The organism is Paenibacillus vulneris (assembly GCF_039543185.1).
Taxonomy (GTDB): domain Bacteria; phylum Bacillota; class Bacilli; order Paenibacillales; family NBRC-103111; genus Paenibacillus_S; species Paenibacillus_S vulneris.
This window is the reverse complement of the sequence record NZ_BAABJG010000052.1, coordinates 159914-180225: the sequence shown is the minus strand read 5'-3', so window position 1 is coordinate 180225 and position 20312 is coordinate 159914. Positions and strand designations below refer to the sequence as shown.

Sequence of the window (20312 nt, the reverse complement as noted above, 5' to 3'; positions counted from 1 at the left end):
CTATAATAGAGCTTGTCTTAAGCTCAAAATTCAATGCTAGCGAGAATTTTCATTCTCTGTTCAAACATTCACTCGTTGTTCAGTTTTCAAAGGACAATCTTTCATCTACGCCCTGCACTTCGTTAGGCGGATATTTAATTTAACATACATCTAATCACTTTGCAAGAACAATTATTTCCATGCTTGTTGTCACCTGCCTGCAAGCATTGAACTGTTCTTCCATTCTTGCCCTAGTATTGATAAGGACAATGGGAGAGATAATATATCATGGATACTTTTTCAAAAGCAAGAACAGTTTTTTCCACACTTGGATAACCCCAAGCGCAGACTCGCTCTCTCACTCTCATCTTTCCCCAGGTCATACGTGCTGACCGTCGGGAGAAGTAATATATCATAGTTACTATTTCGAAAGCAAGTATAATTTTTTCCATGCCAGAATAAAACCACATGCTCATAGCCGCGTTAACCAAATCAATGTCTATCCGCCTAGTGCACCCCTGTGTCCCAACGAGTTCCGCCTGTGCGTCGCCAGCCCGGTCGGCTTGACGGGTGCTTGCCGTCCAGCCGGTCCGGTGCAGTTTATAGGCTGACTTCTACCAGAGAAGTATAAGTCGCAACTATTGTACACGCAAATCATGCGATACGAGCCCCACCGCCGTTTTGGCCTTAGCGTTTAAGAAGAAGCACTTGTCCTGCTTTCAATTATTTAATGTTTTGTTTTTCATTTCTGCACTTAAAAATAGCATCCCCGGTTGATTATGCAACCGGGGATGCCTTTGAGCTGAATGAACCATACTAAGATACAGTCGTTACCTTTTAACTTAAGCACGGCCTCCATCAAATAGTAGTCTCATTCTTTTTAGTGGTCCGTAACAATGTGTTTCCCTATGACTTCTTCTAGTTTGATTATTGATGGTGAGGAACTGTAACAGTTGCGGAAGCAATAGATGAATTGCCTGCATAATCGGTGACCTTGTAGGTGATCGTGTATACGCGGCCATTACCGCTGCCCGATCTCTCGGCCCGAAGGTCGAATGTGGTATCTTCTGTACCGAGCTCGGCATTTTGAATATCATCTGGTGAGCTGCCGTCTCCTCTTCTGTCATCCGTTTCGCTGCTTGTGATAGAAGTAAGCACACTGGAGGCAATTCCGGACAGTGGATCGTTTGAAGCGATCGTGGCGTTCACTGTAATCATCTTGTGATTTGCCGGCCAAAGGGTCGTTTTGTCCAGCTTCACATCGATAGCCGGAGGTGTTTTGTCGATTCTCAGGTTAACCGATCGGACCTGCTCCTCATTTCCCGCATAATCCAAGCTGCGAAATTCCAGGTCGAAAATCCCTTCAGAGAAAGAGAGCGGTTCCCGATACGTTGTCCATTCCCCACCATTGACCCGCACTTTCGTGTCGGCCAAGCCGGATTGCCCATCCGAAGCCGATAGCGTTACGGTCACATCGGAACGGTACCAGCCATTCACTCCGTCAGGATTCTGCGGATTGAGCGTCGCTACCGTCACAGGAGGAGTGACATCCTCCGGCGGGTACATGACAATGAATCTTCCATCGTCAGCCGTTACACTGTCTGCATCGGCTTCCAATTGCTTCGTACCCGGGTTTAAGGTGACGAATTTGTTATTCGCCATTGCCTTAATCGTAAACAGACCGTTCGTCTGCTCATCGATTTCGAACAGCTGCTCGTTCCCCACGCTGGAACGGTCAGGCTGCAGCGGACTTGCTCCGCCATTGCCGGCAGACACATAGCGGCCATTCGCCATCGATTTCAGCGTATACTTCTTGTTCCCCAGATACGCAAACTCAAATGTCTCCTCCGGCCCAATATTCAATGAGCCGTCAGCCTTATACCGGTCCCGATCGGCTGTCAGCGGATTTGCACCTGACTGTCCGGCTGAGATGTATTTATTGATGGTGTTCCTGGGGATTAAAGCGATTTTGGGCAGCAGCGTAGATGTTCTTAGTTCCTTCGCATGCAGGAGACCTCCGTAGGACGGGTGGTCGATATGGAAGCTTTCAAGCTTGACCCTATCGATAACTTGCTTCGTATATTGGATCTCGGAATCCGGGACCCCGATCCGATTCTTATAGAAGCTATAGATTTGCTCATACATAGGGCGGAATTCCCCGCGGTTTGCCGACGAAACATTCCGTTCATACCGGATTTCGCCATTGACATCCGGCAGCGTCGTCCAGGAAACGGAATAGCCCAGGTTGTACCTTGCAGTGTATTCAATACCTTTAAGCAGCTTAAAGGTATTGTTCGGATAAGCATATAGGTCGGCTCCGTTTGCATTCGCTGTTCGTTGGTTATACCCGACCTCCGCGGCCAATGATAGAAGTCCTAATCCCAATTGGGCATGAGCCTGATCCCGGCCGCTCTCCTGGGTTTGGCCGTCCTCCGTCTGGATGTAATGTTCGATGGAGCCGTTGCCTGGACCGGTTTTCATGAAATGAACAGCATTGTTGTAAGCGGTATCATCATTGTTCCATATGCCATAGCACATATTAAAAAGTATGGCGGCTGCGTCCCAGTTTCCGTTAGCCCACGCTCCGGTCCGGGTGATGAAGGCGTAGTTTTTCGTCTGCGAATAAAAAACATTGGTCATCATGGAGGAAAACTTCTCGATATCGGGTTGTCCCCAGCCTGCATTGGAATAACGGATAAGCTCGGCTGCATTCAATAATTTGTAGCCGATTAAGCTGGCTCCCAGGATCGCATCGTTGCCTTGAAGCCCAGTCAATTGATGGGACCAGCGGTTTAATATGTCTATTGCTTTATTTGCATAAGCCGGGTCTCCCGTAATATGCCACCCCAACGCATTAAAGTAAGCTGCCGTCGCGCTGTCGGCTAATGCGCCTTTGCCCGTATCCTTCATGAGAGGGTCGTTCAAATATACCGTACTGTACACGGTAGCCGTGTATTTGGGAGAAGCCAGCTTATTGACCCTAAGCTTATCCCATTCCGGCGCCCACGGACTTTCTCCCGCGGCTGTCTTTGTCTTCATCAGGTCCAAGTCCGCTTGGGTATGTAGCATACCGGGGTGTATAAACGTGGTTGATGCAGACGCCTTACCCGGCTCAAACAGTATCAGCGCTGCGACAGATGTCACCATGCTTATTAGCAGGGCCAAAGCAATATACACGATTCCTCTGACTTGTAGCATTAGAGCTGCCTCCTTTTATCGTTTGGTACCCAAATCATAAGGGGAATGTCCCCTGAGTGAAACGATAAAAAGTAACGATTGCATCGTTTTTTAAACACCTTGCGTCATTAGATCAGGAATATCAGCAAAAAACATATCGTTTAACACGATAACCGGACAGGCAATCCTATAACAGCGAGACCACATGGATAACCAATTTCCTGTTCGGCAACCATTAACGGCGGCTATGCGTTTGTAGTCAACAGAAAGAGGCGTCTTCAGCTATGCTGCAGATCGCCTCTTTTCATAATGGCCATGTTAAATTCTAATGTTGATAATAAACCATAAGAAAACCTCCTTGCTGAAAAGGCGGTTCATTGAGCTATCGTGTCCTTTAGTTTATAGTCGCAATCTTAAAATCATTAAGTCTTCATCGAAATACTGTTCACCAAACTTTAATGCATGTGGTTCTACACCATAAACTTCAAACCCCAGCGAGACATATAAGCGTTTTGCTGATTTGTTATCAGACACAACCGTCAAATGAATCTGTTCCAACCCTTCACATTCTTTTGTTGCTCTTTCAATCAAGGCTATAAGAAGGGCTTTACCTAACCCCCGTCCTCGAAATTTAGGCTCTACGTACATGCCGTAAATATTTCCTTTATGTGCCGTCTTAAGCCTGTTTTCACGTGAAAAATTGACAATGCCAACTAATGTGTTATTGTCGTCAAAATATCCCAATGCAAATTGATCTTTTGTATGGTATATCCTTTCAATAAAGTGCCCCAGAGGTTTAGTTTCTTCTTGCTCATACGTTGATCCAAATGCATCAGGATCATTTTTCAATGCACGCAACCTTACTTCCTTGTACTCTTGGGCATCAGAGTCATTCAACAGACGAATGTTCATTAGTCACTTCCGTTCATTTATCTAATTGTTCTAAATAAAACTTGCGGATTGAAGTAAAACTTTTAACCTCTCCAGTACGTATTTTTACAACGTAGTTTCCAAATCGCACGACAGAATGGTTTTTACAATGCGGGCAAACAAGCCCATCTTTATGCTCTTGAATTTCATCAATCACTCAAACTGGAACCGCAACTCCATGGGTAAATCATCTCTGAACAGTGATATTAAGAATATCTACCATTATGTTTTCGGTTCCAGCTTCGACTTGTACTCCTGAGGCAGCTTCCCGTAATGCTTCTTGAACATGTCGCTGAATTGACGGGCATTGTTATAGCCGACCTGATCGGCAATCTCATAAATCATCAAATCCGTATTCAACAGCAGCTTGACAGCCTGCTTCATTCGAACCTCCGTTACATACTGCTTGAAATTCATCTGGGTATGCTTTTTGAAAAAGCTGCTGAAATAATAAGGGTTCATGTACACTTTGGACGCCACCCCTTCCAGGGTGAGGTTCTCCATATAATGGCTCTCGATAAATTCCTTTGCGATCAAGAGCTGCTGTGCCTCTTTACCGAGCCCCCCTCTTGTAAGCCGCTCCAGCAATCCTAACACGATTTCACGGATATATTCGGCTAATTCTCCAAAACGATTAAAGCCTTGCATAACGGCAAGATGCCCCTGCAGCTCGGCTCCTGTTGCTTCCAGTGTGATGCCGACATCCTCCAAGCCTTCCCCGCATTCGATAATCGTGGTGTAACAGGCCATCACCGCCTTCTCCCTGCTGCCGCCGGAATATTGGACAACAAGCTCCAGCAGATTCTCCAGCTTCCCGCTCAAACGCTCGGAATCTTTGGCTAATAGCGCCTGGAGCAAATCGTGTCTGGCTTCACCTAGCTCCCGTTCGGAAACCCCGCTCTCTTGCTCCTCCGCCTTCCTTGAGATAGCACATACACTTTCTGCAAAATAGGCCTGCTCAAGAGCCTCGGCCGCTGCCCGATAGGATACTTTGATCTCCTGGAGCTTTGAAACCCGCCAGCCAATCCCAATGGATAAGTTCATCTTCAAGTAAGTAACCGCATTGGAAATGATTTCTTCGGCCAGTGCCTCCATCGAAGCATCCTCTTTATGGTTTACGACGGCACAGAGCAGATCGCCTTTGCGTAAAAGAATGCCCATCGAATTGCGCCTTACCAGCTCCTCCGCCATATTTCCAATCGCGAATAACAGAAGCCGCTTCTCGTGTTCCCCCCATCTGCTGACTCCCACAGGCTGTACCGTTTCCAGCAGCATGACGGTATAATGATCGAAGACATAGCCCGCATCCAGAATCCGCAGCTTCTCCTCGGCTTCCTCCTGGCGGATATCGCCGTCCAGCAGGCGGTCAAACACTTCTTCCAGCTGCGTTTTTTTATCCTTGTGCTCATAGTGGGCCAGCTTGCTCTTAAACTGCTGCTCTTCCGATTCTTCCCTTACCTCCGCTATGGCCCGCTGGACGGCTTCGAGAAGAGTCCCCTTTTCGACCGGTTTGACCAGGTAATCCACGGCCCCCAGAGCCAGAGCGTCCTTGGCATACGAAAATTCCTGATAAGCGCTGATAAAAATAACCTTAGTCCGCAATCCCGCTTGATTGATCTCTTTAATGACGTCGATCCCGGAACCGCCTGGCATACTAATATCGGTGATTACAAGCGAAGGGTGCTCCTTTTCGATCAGCTCCATTAATCCCTGACCGGTCCAAGCCTCTCCAGCGATCCGAATGCCGAGTTCCTCCCACGGAAGCAGCTTTTTCAAGCCTTTAATAATCATCGGTTCATCGTCGGCAAGGACCACTGTGATCATGCATCTTTCACCTCTTTCTGATAGGGAAGTAGTAACCGGACGGAAGTGCCTATATGCAGCGTGCTGTTGATTTCGATGCCGTATTCAGGCCCGTATAATCTTGTCATTCGGTCGTGTACGTTCTTGACTCCGATTCCACCGCTGCCTCCTTGCTCGGATGGCACGGCACCCGCCAGCTTCCCACTCAGCTGTGCGAGCTTTGTCTCGTCCATACCGATCCCGTCATCATCGACGGTAACGACCAGCCGGTGCTCCTCTTTCTCAGCCGTAATCCGGATGGTACCTTTACCAGACTTAGGAATGATCCCGTGATATATTGCATTTTCTACCAAGGGTTGAATAGATAGCTTTGGCAGCATGCAGCCAAGAAGCTCCCGGTCAATCCTAAGATCCATCGCCAGCCGATGCTCCCCATACCGCAGCGCCATTAAGCGGTAATACTGCTCGATATTCATTTTCTCTTCCAGGAGGGTGACGGTTTCATGTCCGTAATCGAGTACATATTTCAATTGATGGGACAAGGAAAGGATCATATCCGCTACTTCCTCATCATCATTGCTCACCGCACTCATCCGGATCACCTCTAAGGTATTGTATAAATAATGAGGGCGAATCTGATTCTTGAGCGCAGTCAGCTCGGCCTGCTTCTGTTTAATCTGAGCCACGTACACCTCATCGATATAGCTCTCCAAACGATAGACCATCTTGTTAAACCCGTTTGCCAGCATGCCGATCTCATCTGTGCTCCGAACGGGTACCTGCTGATTGAAGTTGCCGGATTCCACGCGAGACATGTGTCTGATAATGCTTCGGATGGGGGTGGACAGGTTGTTCGAGAACCATACTGCCACGATGATGAGAGACACGATGCACATGCCAATGACGACGGCGATGGTGCTCTTGATTTGGTTGATCTTGCTGAACAATTCGTTTTTGTTCACTTCCCCATATACGATCCACCCCGAGTTCGGCATCCCTTGCTGCACATAATGATACTCCTCCGATTGGGAGAGCTGGAGAGGATGGCCGATCTGCTCCCGCTTGTTACTATATAGAATGAGGCCTGCCGGGTTCGTTACGTACATACCGTCCTCAGGGTTGATATTCAGCTGTTGGAAAATCTCATCGAACGCACTTAGCGAAATATCCATATACAGGCTGCCGACGATAGTTTCATTCAGCAGCGGGCTGCCTAACACGTCAATCAAATTGCGGGAGAACGTGAGCACCTGTTCATTGGAATTCGGATAGTAGTCTTGGGCATGAGTAGGGAATACCGTCAGCTGCTTCGGGTTTTCCGAAACCACCTTTTGCCATTGCGGAGGCGGGAATATAGACCGGAAGTCAATCCTGCTCCCTTCCCGGCTGAGATCCTGGTAGCTGCCGGAGGAAAATACGAATGCGGCGCTTCGGATATGAACATCGGTTGCCACTACGGTCTTAAGAAAATCATCTACAGTAGCGGAAACCCGGAGATTCCCTTCCGCCGACGCACTCGCTATCGCCTCTCCCAGCTGGCCGTAATGGCCCTGCTGTCCATAAGAATACATCAATTTGGAAATATTATTGTATTTCGTATAGAGATCATCGACGTTCTTGCCCGCATACATCACCATTTGCTCGAAATTATTGATGGTGTATTTTTCCATGTAATTTCCGAATGTGTTTAAGGCAAAAAAGCTTAATATAAGGAGCGGAATCAAGCCAACAATGATAAACGAAAAAGCGAATTTAACGAAAATACTTTGGCGCAGCCGAAAGAGCCGAAACATGTCTTCAGGGGCTCCTTTCCTTGGTATGGACAGGGTTTTACTTGTATCATAGCAGTTTTTGCCTTTTGTCCCAACCGGAACCTGCAGGAAAAAGCTGTTGGCCCGCCTCTCGGTTTGAAGCGATTATTCCGTAAAAGAAAGTTCCTGCACAAACTCGTTAACCTTGATATGTCCTTGCTCCGGGTTCAAAATCAGCTCTCCATTAATTTGAAGTCCTTGGAAGCGAATCCCGGTTACGGGACGGTCGGCATCATATCCGAAGATTTGGCTGGCCATCCGATTTGCCCCGTTATAGGTGATGTTCTCGAATCGGATATTCTCTATCCGGTTTCCCGGTACCGGGTTGTAATCCTTGTTCCATACCACGCGGAGATCGATCAACCGGCCCAGCTCGAAATCCTCTACCCGGATATCCCGGTAGGTTACATTCCTAACGGAATTTCGATCGCCGGCATTGATGGCCATAGCTCCCATATAGCCTGGCTGCGGCTCATGATGCTCCAAAATATCGATATTCACGAATAAAATATCCTCAATAAGATCCCCATTGCGGTGATGGTCGCCATGCGTTCCGATCATTAATGGATGCGCTACGTCCGCCCATAATATGGCGTTACGAACGGTAATGTGGCGGGAATCCCCATAGAAGTCCCAGCGCGAGCCGTAGATCGCAATGCAATCGTCGGACGTACGGAGGAACACGTCTTCAATCTCAATATGCGAGCACGACATCATATCGATTCCGTCCGACCACCCCCGGGTGCTGAAGGTCTTGAAATTGGTTATGCTCACATGCCGCGACTGGCCCAGATAGATACTGTAATGAGGCGGATCCACAGTTATGATTCCTTCAACGGTAACACGCTCCGAGAAGACGATGCGGACCCCGCGGAAAGCGGAAAACCGATGAAAATCGGATAAGACGAGCATTCCTCTCCCCCGGATAGCAACATCCTGAACATGCTCGCAGACCAGGGAACCAACTACAATCGCCCCTCCGGCTAAGTACACGGTCGTTCCCGATGGTATTCGAAGCACTGTCTCTTCCAAGTAGTGGATTCCCGGTGCAAAATAAATCGTATCCGGCGTTATGCCATCCGCCGTCTTGGGAGTCCGCGCCATACGATATATATCCTCCGTTCGATGAATGGCCGGCTTGAGAAACAGTACGTTATTCGCCTCCGGACTAGGAGCATCGTGCTCCATAGGATTGGCAAATAAATGAAGATTGGAGAAACGATCCCCGTTAATCTCAATCGATAGCTTTTGAGGGCGTTCCAGTGTAAACAGGACAGCCCTTTCGTCATGGCTGTAATTTATCTTAGCGGAAAGCGGCCGGATCGCAGCGTTTCGAATCATCTGATGCTTGCTTTCCACCCGGATCTCCACGGTACCCTCCATATCAAAATAGACCGTCGATCCGCGACGAACATGGTGCATATCCACTTTGATCTCATAAACGAATACTTCCTGCCATTCCCCATCCAGAGTACGTACACTTACCCTAAAATCATCATTTGAGGCCGCTCCCTGCGGGGCGTCATACACCAATACCCGGTTCATATTATCGGACAACCTTTCGATAGAAATTGTACAATAAGATAACCCCACAAAGTGGGGCCTTGGCTTCGAAGCTGATTCAGGTACTTTGCGGGGAGCCCCGAAATTATAAAGTCTATTATGGTAAAAAATGCCGCCCCTGTAGGAATCAGAAGCGGCTTTAAGGGCATCACCCTTTGGTTGCGCCAGCAGCAATGCCTTTCACGAAATACTTTTGAAGCGCGATAAAGGCAATCAGTACAGGGACGATAGACATGGTCGTGCCGGCGAACACCATATCCCACTGCGAAGCCAGCTCGCCTACAAATTTGAATATTTCCACGATCATCGTTCTCTTGGCCGATTGGAGCACCAGACTTGGCATCAGGAAGTCGTTCCAGATACCAAGACCCTGCAGCACGACCATGCTGGCCGTACAAGGTCCCAAAAGCGGGAACACGATCTGCCAAAATATACGTACTTTGGAGCAGCCGTCAATCGCCGCCGCTTCCTCGATTTCAACCGGAATGCCCCGGATGAAGCTGGTGAACAGCAGCACGCCCATGCCGACCGAGCCGGATATATAAATGAGAATGGGAGCGGTTAATGTTCCGTATAGCCCCAAGGTTTTCATTTCTTTGAACAGGGGAATCATGTAGACCTGAAACGGAACCATCATTCCTGCCAAATAGTAAACATATACGGCACGGGTCCACTTTTTCCCCGTTCTCTCGATCGCATAGGCGGCCATCGGGATGAGCAGAATCATGAATGCGACGGAGGTCACTGTCAGGATCAGGCTGTTTAACATCGCGGATGGGAATCGGGTCTTCGTCAGCAAATATTGGAAGCTGTCCAAATACAAGCTGCTTGGCATCGCTATGGCGTCCCGCAATATCTCCCCGTTGGTTTTGAACGCAGATATCAGGCTGAAATACACCGGGAAAAAGAACAGAACCGCTAGCACTGCCGTGATGGCAAACAAGATCAGATCGACATACCTTTTTGACTTGAACATCTACATCTGCACCTCCCGTTTCCTCAGCAGCTTGATCTGGATCAAGGAGACAATGAGAATCAGAATGAACAACACAAGGGAAAGTGCCGTTCCATAGCCTTGGCGAAGCTCCCCGAAGCCTACTTTATACACAATGTAGGTTAACGTTTCCGTGGCGAAGCCCGGGCCTCCATCGGTCATGACCGCAATTTGGTCAAAGATTTTGAGAGCACCGATCATCGAGAGCATTACGCTGACGGTCATTGCCCCCGCTAAGAGCGGGAATGTAATATGCCGGAATTGCTGCCATCGGCCCGCTCCGTCAATGGCCGCCGCTTCATGAAGCTCCGCTGGAATCCCTTGCAGACCTGCTAAATAAATGATCATATAGTACCCGGAGCCCTTCCAGACGGTAGTGATGACTATCGCGATCATTGCAAAGTCAGGATTGCCCAGCCAGTCGATCTTAAGCGCACCGAGTCCTATCTTGTCAAGCAACTGCGAAACGACTCCAAAGTTATAGTTGAAAATAATAGCCCAAACAAAGCCCATGACAATACCGCTGAGCAAAACGGGAAAATAAAAAATGCTGCGAAATAAATTTTTGAACCAGCGAACCTGGTCCACCAGCATGGCCAGCAGAAGCGCTGCCGCATTCTCAAGAACAACTAGAGATACGGACAAGATCAGCGTATTTTTCAAAGCGTTGTAGAACCGGTCGCTGCTGAACATTTCTTTGAAGTTGTCCAGCCCGATGTAATGGATCTCGCTGCTTACGCCGTCCCAGTTCGTAAAGCTTAGATTAAAGCTGTTTAACGTTGGATAAATGACAAATAGCGTATAAAGCAAGAAAGAAGGAAGAATAAACCAAAAGGAATAGGTCAACCACTTTTTCTTTTTGGGTACTGAATGTATACCGGTCATCGCCCGTATAGGCTCCGAATTCGCCATGCTCTCACTCTCCTAGATGACCGCTTTTTTAGCGAAATTGTGCCTCTGCCGCAGCAGAGGCATGTTTTACCATAATAGAATTTATAAAACTCCGAGGTCATCGAATGTGAAAATTCTATTTGGCGATAAAACCTACCTTTAAACGCGGTCGCACGTCTCTGAAAGGCCTCGATAGAGGTTTTCTCATCTCTTCAAGCTGCCGTTTATTTGCCGGCCGCATTTGCTTTCACGTTAGCGTCCCATTCGGCATCGGCCTTTTTCATATAATCTGCACTGAAATCGCCCTTGGTCAGCCAATCCTGGATCAGCTTGTAATACCAATTCCGCCATTGCGGAGGCATTTGATTCTCGCCCCAAAACGAGTTGATCTGAAGCGTCTTAATCGTGTTCGGATCGCTCATGACCTCGAGCACACGCTTCATTTGCGGAGCCGAATCGTAAGTGATAGGTTCCTTGGTCGTCGGCAATCCATTGACCGCTTTCAGGAATTTGGAATATTGCTCCTTGGAGAAGAAGAACTTGATAAATTCCGAAATCGCCGCTTTTTTATCGGCATCCTGATTGGCCTTGGTCGAAATAGACCAGCCCTGCAGGCTGTTAAGGCCATTGACCACGATACGGCCTTTCCGGTCAGGTACCGGATACCAGCCAAAATCGAATTTCGGATCGGCTTGTGCAATCTGTGCAAACATCCACGGGCCAGAGAACAGCTGCGCCGCTTTTCCCGTAACAAGCATCGACGCGGTTTGATTGTCGGCCGTGCTCAGGTAGCCTTTATCCACATACCCTTTGGTAAACAATTCATTAAAATCCTTCATCGCCTGCATCGGGCCCGCATCGGTGAAGCTGACCTGCCCTTTGGTCCGCTTGGAGTTCCAGTTCGGGTCATCCGCCAACACATCATCCATCAGGAATTTGTTCACCCAGAATCCCCAGTGGAAAATATCTTTGCCGCCGAAGGTCAGCGGTGTGATCCCTTTGGTTTTCAGCTTCTCTTGGATAGCCAGGAACTCGTCATAGGTTTTCGGTTCGGCAGCGATTCCTGCGTCTGCATAAGCTTTTTTGCTGTAGATGATCCCTTGCGGCGCCGTTCCGACAATCGGAGCGGTCCAGATTTTACCGTTCAGCTTCGGTGCGTCTGCGAACAATCCAACCCATTCCGCAGGGAGCTCAGCGATCTTGCCGGCTTCGGAGAAGAGCTGGGTATCTCTCATTTCGACCAAGTCCGGGAATTCGCCTACTGCATCCTTCGTCTTCAACCAATCCAGATAGGAGGCCATGCCGCCTTCAGACAGGTCGTTGATCTTGATGTTCGGATTGGCCTTCGTGAACGCCGCAATGGAATCCGCCATCGCTTGCTTCGTTGCCGGGTCGCCGGTAGCATACCCTATCGTGAACGTGACGGTTTTTTTGGACGCTGAAGCACCTGCTCCGGAACTTGAAGCCCCTGTGTCCGTGCCGGAATTCGAGGGACCGCCGCAGGCGGTTAATGCAACCGATAAGGCAATTGCACTTGCGAATGCCGCTGTCATTTTTCTAGTCTTAACCATTTCTAGTTACCCTCCCCTTTATTGAACCCTTCTAGCCTCAGAAACCGGTGGATGGCTGCTTTCCCGTTTCTGATTTCGTGATTTAAGACTATCACACGCCGAAAATGGTTAGTATGCTGTTTTTTAACTTCGAAGTGATGAAATTTAAGATGTTTAACGCCTTGTTCTCGAAAAACGGTATTGTAGCGGAGTGGCTCCGACGACTCTCTTGAAAAGCTGGATAAAATACGAATGGTTGTCAAAGCCAACCTCATATCCGATTTGCTCTACCGGGCGATTCGTCGTCTCCAGTAGGCGGCATGCCTGCTTAATACGCCGGGCCGTCAAATAATCCTTGATCCCGCTGCCCGTTTCCTGCCGGAACACTCTGGAAATATAATTCGGCGACAGATGGAGCTCCTCGGCCAAAAGCTCGAGACTGACCTCCTCGTGATAATGCTCTTCAATCCAGCGCATGATCGTTTCCGAGTAGCGGCCTGCTCCGCCGTTCTTAAGCATCGGCTGCTTGCCGTCATTTGGCACATCGGACAGCGGAAGCAGGTTTATTATTTGCAAAAATAGCAATGTAATTTCTTCCAGCTCCTCTCCTCTGCCGCAGCGATATGCCTGGTCATATTGCTCGAAAATCCGTTCCATTTCCTGCGCCTTGTCTTTTAGATCAAACCCAAGTGATGGAGCCGCGCCTTTCCATAAGTCTGTAAACCTTGTCTGACGCCTTGGAAAAGAACTTAGCTGCTTCTCTATCAATAAGGGGTCTGCATAAAAAATAGACCGCAAATAAGGATGACTCACAGAGACATCCGCGTAAACCTGATGAAGCTGATAGGGCGGAAAAAAGAAAAACATCCCGCGCTTTATATCGTAGGCTTGCTGATTGACCACAATGGTTCCCTGCCCCTCATGCACCAGCACGAATTCGCATATTTGATGCCAATGATAATATCCTTTATAGCCATGCTCAATGCGGATCCGGTAATCCCAGAATAAGGATGATTGATCCAAATAAACGGGTTCAAACAGCTTGTTCATGCTTCCTCCCCAGTTGGATAAAAATCTAACATTTTCTCGTAGTTTATCATAACTTTGGACATAATCGGAGCGGTATAATGGGGGAAATATTGTTATTTTAACATCTTCATGAGAGAGGGATTATTATGGAACAAATCGCAAACGGAATTTGGCGACTTCGTTTCGGCCAGCCGGAAGCACACACTCCCGTGCAGCTTCGTGAAACGAAAATGCAAACAGAGCAGCTCAGCAAGCTGGAATGCCCGGGTATTCCGCCCATGGCGGCACAAGAAATCAGCATTAAACAGACGGCAAGAGGTATTCATATCGAGCTGCCGCTTTCGGCTGAAGAGCATATTTACGGTTTCGGCCTGCAGCTGCACCGCCTCGATCATACCGGCAGGAAGAAGGTCATCCGGGTGAACAGCGATCCAGTGGCAGATACCGGCGACAGCCATGCACCGGTTCCTTTTTATGTATCCACCGCTGGCTACGGCGTCTATGTGGATACGGCACGGTATGCGACGTTCTATTGTGGAACGAATCTTCGCAAAGGCGATTCCGAGCACAAGAAGCATGTGGCAAAAACGGTTGGCACTTCGGAGATTGAATTGTACGGTTATCAGGTGTCGGAGGGAAATCGGACGGTTGTCGTGGATGTCCCGGCTGCCAGGGGAATGGATGTGTATGTATTTGAAGGCCCTGAATTAGCGACGGCCGTTCAGCGCTACAATCTGTTCTCCGGCGGGGGCTGTCTGCCTCCGGCTTGGGGGCTCGGCATGTGGTACCGCGCGTACAGTGCAGCCAAGAAGGAGGATGTGATGAGGCTGGCTCGTACCTTCCGGGAAGATCGCATGCCCGTGGATGTGTTTGGCTTCGAGCCCGGATGGCAAACCAAAGCCTACTCCTGCTCGTTTGTTTGGGATGAAGGACGCTTCCCCGAATATGAGAACATGCTGGATGAATTGTATGACCTGAATTACCGGGTCAATCTGTGGGAGCATCTCTTCGTGCACCCTACATCCCCTATATATTCAGCATTAAAGCCCCATTCCGGGGATTATGAGGTGTGGGAAGGGCTGGTTCCTGATTTATCGATTCCGGAGGCGAGGGAAATTTTTGCAGAGCATCATGAGAAAGAGTTTGTGAACAAAGGGATTGCTGGCTTCAAGCTGGATGAGTGCGACAGCTCGGACTTCGTTCATTCCAACTGGTCGTTCCCGGATACTTCTTTGTTTCCTTCAGGTATGGACGGAGAGCAAATGCACAATATGCTGGGAACGCTCTATCAGGCGACCCTTCTGGCTCCTTTCGAACAAGCGGGCAGACGGACGTTATCCCAGGTTCGCGCCTCCGGCGCATTGGCATCGCCATATCCTTTTGTCCTTTACAGCGACTTGTATAATCATAAAGTGTTCATCCGCGGCGTCGCCAATTGCGGGTTCTCGGGACTGCTATGGTCACCGGAGGTGCGCCAAGCCGAATCGCCGGAGGACTTGATTCGGAGAATCCAGACCGCCGTCTTCTCACCGATGGCGCTTCTGAATTGCTGGAGAATCCCTAATCCGCCCTGGATGCAAGTGGATCGGGACAAGAACATCCAAGGCGAGTTCTTGGACAATTATGAGCAAATCCGGGATATTTGCCGCACGCTCTTTGAAACCCGCATGGCTCTGATCCCTTATCTGTATACCGCATATGCCAGATACAGCATGGAAGGCAGGCCTCCGTTCCGCGCTCTCGTGATGGATTATCCGGATGATTCGAATACGTACGGGATCGATGATGCCTATATGATGGGTGAATCGATGCTGGTGGCACCGCTTATCGCGGGAACTTCGGAGCGAAGTGTCTATCTTCCTCAAGGAACCTGGCACTGCTTCTGGACGAATGAAACCTATGAAGGCGGACAATCCTATACCATGGCTCCGGGGCTTGAACGGATTCCGGTATTCGTTAAGGATGGCACACTCCTTCCTCTCGCTGAACCTGTGCCTTATGTGGGTGACGACACCGTGTTCGACGTTAGCTTCCAAGCGTATGGGGCAAGTGCAGCTAGCTGTACTTTATATGAGGACGACGGGAGCTCGTTTGCTTACCGTGATGGACAGTACAATTGGGTTACAGTTACATTAAACCCTGATGGCAGCCTACACTCTGAGAGGACCGGCGAATTTGAGGGCAGGCGGTATAACGTGTAACCATCGATGGCTGGCTGGGTGCACCATGTAAAGCGCCTGAATCAGCTTCGAAGCCGTGGCATCGATAACCACGCAGCTTCCGCTTTCCGAAAAAAACAACTGCAGGGAGCCTACGGCTCCCTGCAGTTTGTTGAAAAACCTATATCATACAGAAAAATGTGAAGGGTGAGATAGGTGGGGTGTCCCCTGGAAGAGCGATAGCGTTCGCCTTTGTTCTCGGGAAATCACCGCTATAGCAAATATGATCAACATTTCCCGAGAACAACAGCGACTGGAAGGGGACACCCCACCGGGGTACCAGAGTTATTTTTCAGATTTTCAGGTTTATTAACAATCTCGGGAGCCTACGGCTCCCTGTAAATCAATGCATAGAACTCATCGCCGCGCGGCTGACGACGACACGCCGGATAAAGAACGCTACAGCCAGACCGATGATTGTGACAACCATCGCAAAAAAGAACACATTCTGCGAGCCGAAGGTCATCGCGTTTGCCATCTCGATCGGCTCACTAGGCGCAGGGGATTCATGCAAATACTTTTCCGTGCCGTTGGTCAGGATGCTAATAGCTACGGCTGTACCGATTGCGCCAGCAACCTGCTGCAGTGTATTCATGACGGCGGTGCCGTGCGGATACAGCTCCGGAGGCAGCTGATTCAGACCGTTGGTCTGAGCAGGCATCCAGACCATAGAGATGCCGACCATTAGACCGATATGCAGGGCAACGATCAATGCGACCGAAGAAGCCAGCGTAATGCCGGAGAAGAACCACAGCATAGCTGCTACAATAATGAGGCCGGGAATGACCAGCCACTTCGGACCATACTTGTCAAACAAGCGTCCCATACGGGGCGAGAGGATACCATTCAGCGCGCTGCCGGGCAGCAGCATTAGTCCGGCAGTAAATGCGGACAGCTTCATGCCGCTTTGCAGATACATCGGCAGAATGATCATGCTGGACAGGATAATCATCATACAGGACAAGACCATCAACAGCCCTACTATGAACATAGGGTACTTGAATACACGCAAGTTCATAATCGGCTCGCGCATAAATATTTGACGCAGCACGAATAACAAGAGCGCAATCATCCCAATAACGATGGATGCGACCACAATCGGGCTGCTCCACCCTTCTTCCCCTTCACCGGCCTTACTGAAGCCGAATACGACCCCACCGAAGCCGATCGTGGATAATAGTATGGACAATAGATCGATGTGAGGCTTCGTAGGTTCGGTTACATTTTCCAAATATTTGAGGCCCACCAACAGGCCTACTACCAAAAACGGCAGAGATAGCCAGAAAATGTAGTGCCACGATAAATATTCGATCAGGAGACCCGCCACTGTGGGACCGGTCGCCGGCGCAAACATAATGACGAGACCGACAAAGCCCATTGCAGCCCCGCGCTTCTCTGGCGGATAAACGACGAGGATCGTGTTGAACATGAGCGGAATTAACAAGCCCATACCAATGGCTTGCAAGACTCGGGCGACCATTAACAATTCGAAATTATATGCCAGCGCCGCGATGAGTGTACCCATAATTGAACTCACAAGGGAGACGATAAACAGTTGCCTTGTTGTAAACCACTGCAGCAGCAGCCCCGTCATCGGCATTAATATGCCGAGCGTCAACAGAAAGCCTGTTGTTAGCCATTGCGCTGTCGCGGCCGTTATGTGAAACACGTTCATTAAATTACTTATCGCGATGTTGAGCGCCGTTTCACTGAACATGCCGACGAAACCGCAGATAAGCAACGACGCCATGATGGCTCGCGTATTATATTGCTTCATTGTAGTCTCCACTTCCTTCTCCTATAAAATCTCTATTTTTATAAGCGATACGGTAATCGCTCGCTAACTGTTACAATAATGGTAACAGTTCTATATGTCAATACCAGAAACGTATTTTATTTGTAAATATAAAATGACTGGTAATATTTTCATTTCCTGCTGCGCGGCTACAGCTTGATGGCCCGTTACTTATATCGCTGTATTAGTATTAATACATACAAAATATATACCAGTATATAAACCAAATCGGTTCCTGACAATGGAAAGTTTTCTTCTAAGTTATTTCTTATTGAATTCCGACAGTGCCCACAGTATCCCTTATTTTTTTTCGTAGTTATCCCTTAGAAAATAAAGCGGTCCAGTGGAAGAGTATCAACTAATTTAATTTCCGCAATCTCATAATTGTTAATTCATAAAGTTCGTTAACTCTTACAAAGAATATCATTCCATAACTGCCGTTCATCAAGTATACTGCGAACGGAGTTCCCTCTTACCACAAGGCAGCTCCCGGCACAAAGATGGGCTTGTTTGACCGCATTGCAAAACGCATTCTGTCGTTCGTTATGGGAAGTACGCCGAAAAACACGTGCTGGGAAGGTTAAACGTCAACGTTACCGTTGTAAATCCTGACGCCAAACCTTTAATGACCTTACAAACAAACTGCTTCAACGAACGAGAAGACCTCATATGAGGGTTCGTTGTTGGTCAAATCGTGCCTGTTTACTGTCACACGACACGAACACAAAGCTTCGGCTTACTGCTTATAGGCAGGTTTGGGATTAGCAATCCATAAGAAACAATCCAAGTTGAATTATGCTAAAATGAAGTTAATATATGAGTAGTTATCCCTCATGAACAAAGGAGTAGTAAAAATGAGAAAACTCGTTCTATTTTTGCACGCATCGCTTGACGGTTTTGTAGAAGGGCCGAATGGTGAAATGGACATTGGCTGGATTTCCTACGATGCTGATTTGGAGAAACACGCGAAAAATATTCTGAGTACTGCCGACACTGTCATTTGGGGACGTAAGACTTATCAGATGATGCATAATTACTGGCCATCTGTGCCTTCGAACCCATCAGCTTCGCAGCATGAACGAGATCATGCCGAGTGGATCGAAAAGACAGCCAAAATCGTTTTTTCCACGACGCTGGAGAAAGTCGAATGGAATAATTCCAGACTCGTGAAAGAAGATATCGAGGAAGAGATCAATAACCTCAAACAGCAGCCAGGCAAGGATATGGTCATCCTAGGCAGTCCTAGGTTCGCGCACCACCTTATGCAGCTTGATTTAATTGATGAGTATAAAATTACGGTGTCTCCCGTCCTGATCGGTAAGGGATTGCCGCTATTCCAAGGTCTCAAGGAGAAGATCAATCTTAAGCTAATCGAGAACAAGACCTTTGATTCTGGAGCCATAGGTCTCGTTTACCAGACCGTAAGATGACCTTGTCACTTAAGGTGATTACACTGACGTGGGATGATAACTCAATTTACCGCCTTTTCACAAGGCGGTTTTCTTATGGTCACAAATCAACATTAGAATTTAACATAGCCTTTTACTTATTGTGCGAAAGCTTTCGCGTGAATCTTAATGACGTAATGTTAATCCCAATTATAGAACGCATGTTCTTATTTGTCAAATATCAACAACATGGGTCAAACATAGCCTAATACAAAAAAAGAGAGCGCAGCCCGCAATGGCGAGCCACTCTCTCTCCTCTCCCTTAAATCTCGATTAATTCGTTGTAGTCTCGTTAGAATCAACCTTGCCGCTCTGAGCATCCTTGGCAGGAATGTCAAACGGTTTAGTATGCTTGGACTCGACAAACTGCTTCAAGGAATCTGTCAAGCCATCCTTAATTTTGCTGATCAGATCGTTTTCGCTAATGCCTTTGGCTGCTGCTATCTCGGCTATGGATTTGCCGGCATCAAGCTCCGTGCGGAGTTCATCTTGGGTAAGGCCGAGAATATTCGTCAGCAATTCGGAATTGCCCATCAGACCCATATGCATATCACCGCGTCCGCCAGGGCCATTCGGGCCTTTGCCGCCTTGACCTTGCGGTCTGGTGTTCTCAATTTGCTGCTTCAAACGGTCGGACAGGCCGGTTACGATCTTATCCGCTTGCTCCTGGGTGAGGGTTCCAGCTGTAACTTGTGCGGCAATTGCCGTTTTCTCGGATTTTACGAGCTTGTCCAGGAATGTATCCTCAGATGTACCGGCTGCAGCTGCAATCTCCGCTAATGTTTTGCCTGCTTTCACCGACTCTTGAATCGAGCTCTCATCAGCGCCGAGAACCGCCGCGGCTTCCTTCACGATATTGTTGCCGCGGAACCCATGTCCCGGTCCCTTCTGCTGTGTAGTTGCGGTGATATCTGTCGAGCCGCCTGTCGTTTCAGCAAAAGCCTGATTCTGGGAGACGCCGAGATAGCCTAAGCCGCCGAGTAAGAAGGAAGCTGCGATTGTACCTGTGATTACTTTTTTGCTAATGTTTTTCATGGTTATTCCACCTCTACGTTAGTTTTGTTTTAAGAATGTTGTATGTTCTTGCTGCTTACAAGACCAAGTATAGGCTTCTTTCCTGAAT

At 48.4% G+C, this 20312-nt stretch carries 13 protein-coding genes, 1 rRNA gene and 2 pseudogenes (1 of these 16 cut by a window edge); 3 read left to right on the top strand and 13 right to left on the bottom strand.

Annotation, left to right across the window (positions count from 1 at the left end; all coding sequences use genetic code 11):
- The 11 genes and pseudogenes from ABEA66_RS32735 to ABEA66_RS32685 all read right to left on the bottom strand — a co-directional run.
- Nucleotides 1-75: ribosomal RNA gene (locus ABEA66_RS32735) — 16S ribosomal RNA — on the bottom strand (its annotated part extends 538 nt beyond the left edge of the window); the annotation flags it as partial.
- 831 nt (nt 76-906) lie between these two features.
- A complete protein-coding gene (locus ABEA66_RS32730) occupies nt 907-3177 on the bottom strand; it encodes an OmpL47-type beta-barrel domain-containing protein (protein WP_345594216.1) in 2271 nt (756 codons plus the stop codon).
- A gap of 378 nt (nt 3178-3555) precedes the next feature.
- The gene (locus tag ABEA66_RS32725; RefSeq protein ID WP_345594215.1) at nt 3556-4068 is read right to left on the bottom strand and encodes a GNAT family N-acetyltransferase; all 513 of its coding nucleotides are present in this window, start codon (nt 4066-4068) and stop codon (nt 3556-3558) included.
- Nucleotides 4069-4129: 61 nt separating this feature from the next.
- A pseudogene (locus ABEA66_RS32720) lies at nt 4130-4240 on the bottom strand (IS1595 family transposase); the annotation flags it as partial.
- Between the two features lie 68 nt (nt 4241-4308).
- A complete protein-coding gene (locus ABEA66_RS32715; RefSeq protein WP_345594213.1) occupies nt 4309-5910 on the bottom strand; it encodes a response regulator in 1602 nt (533 codons plus the stop codon).
- Entirely contained in the window at nt 5907-7682 is a 1776-nt protein-coding gene (locus ABEA66_RS32710) for a cache domain-containing sensor histidine kinase (protein WP_345594211.1), read from the bottom strand. Before ABEA66_RS32710 ends, ABEA66_RS32715 begins: the two co-directional genes overlap by 4 nt.
- Nucleotides 7683-7805: 123 nt before the next feature.
- Entirely contained in the window at nt 7806-9245 is a 1440-nt protein-coding gene (locus ABEA66_RS32705) for a glycosyl hydrolase family 28 protein (protein WP_345594210.1), read from the bottom strand.
- Between the two features lie 166 nt (nt 9246-9411).
- Nucleotides 9412-10239, bottom strand: a complete 828-nt coding sequence (locus ABEA66_RS32700; protein ID WP_345594208.1) for a carbohydrate ABC transporter permease — start codon at nt 10237-10239, stop codon at nt 9412-9414.
- The gene (locus ABEA66_RS32695; protein WP_345594206.1) at nt 10240-11169 is read right to left on the bottom strand and encodes a carbohydrate ABC transporter permease; all 930 of its coding nucleotides are present in this window, start codon (nt 11167-11169) and stop codon (nt 10240-10242) included.
- A 203-nt stretch (nt 11170-11372) separates the two neighbouring features.
- The gene (locus ABEA66_RS32690; RefSeq protein ID WP_345594204.1) at nt 11373-12719 is read right to left on the bottom strand and encodes an ABC transporter substrate-binding protein; all 1347 of its coding nucleotides are present in this window, start codon (nt 12717-12719) and stop codon (nt 11373-11375) included.
- Nucleotides 12720-12872: 153 nt separating this feature from the next.
- Nucleotides 12873-13748 (bottom strand): AraC family transcriptional regulator, encoded by an 876-nt coding sequence (locus tag ABEA66_RS32685; protein WP_079913110.1) that lies wholly within the window; start codon nt 13746-13748, stop codon nt 12873-12875.
- Nucleotides 13749-13873: 125 nt separating this feature from the next.
- On the opposite strand from ABEA66_RS32685, the gene ABEA66_RS32680 reads away from it, so the two are divergent.
- Complete coding sequence (locus tag ABEA66_RS32680; protein ID WP_345594201.1) at nt 13874-15928, top strand: glycoside hydrolase family 31 protein; 2055 nt, start codon at nt 13874-13876, stop codon at nt 15926-15928.
- Nucleotides 15929-16289: 361 nt separating this feature from the next.
- Here ABEA66_RS32680 and ABEA66_RS32675 read toward each other — a convergent pair whose 3' ends face one another.
- Entirely contained in the window at nt 16290-17723 is a 1434-nt protein-coding gene (locus tag ABEA66_RS32675; RefSeq protein WP_345594199.1) for a DHA2 family efflux MFS transporter permease subunit, read from the bottom strand.
- A 508-nt stretch (nt 17724-18231) separates the two neighbouring features.
- Between ABEA66_RS32675 and ABEA66_RS32670 the strand changes: the two are divergent.
- Nucleotides 18232-18491: pseudogene (locus ABEA66_RS32670) on the top strand (IS1595 family transposase); the annotation flags it as partial.
- A 104-nt stretch (nt 18492-18595) separates the two neighbouring features.
- The gene (locus ABEA66_RS32665; protein ID WP_079913107.1) at nt 18596-19171 is read left to right on the top strand and encodes a dihydrofolate reductase family protein; all 576 of its coding nucleotides are present in this window, start codon (nt 18596-18598) and stop codon (nt 19169-19171) included.
- A 291-nt stretch (nt 19172-19462) separates the two neighbouring features.
- Here ABEA66_RS32665 and ABEA66_RS32660 read toward each other — a convergent pair whose 3' ends face one another.
- Nucleotides 19463-20224 (bottom strand): hypothetical protein, encoded by a 762-nt coding sequence (locus ABEA66_RS32660; protein ID WP_345594197.1) that lies wholly within the window; start codon nt 20222-20224, stop codon nt 19463-19465.
- Nucleotides 20225-20312: the final 88 nt, after the last annotated feature.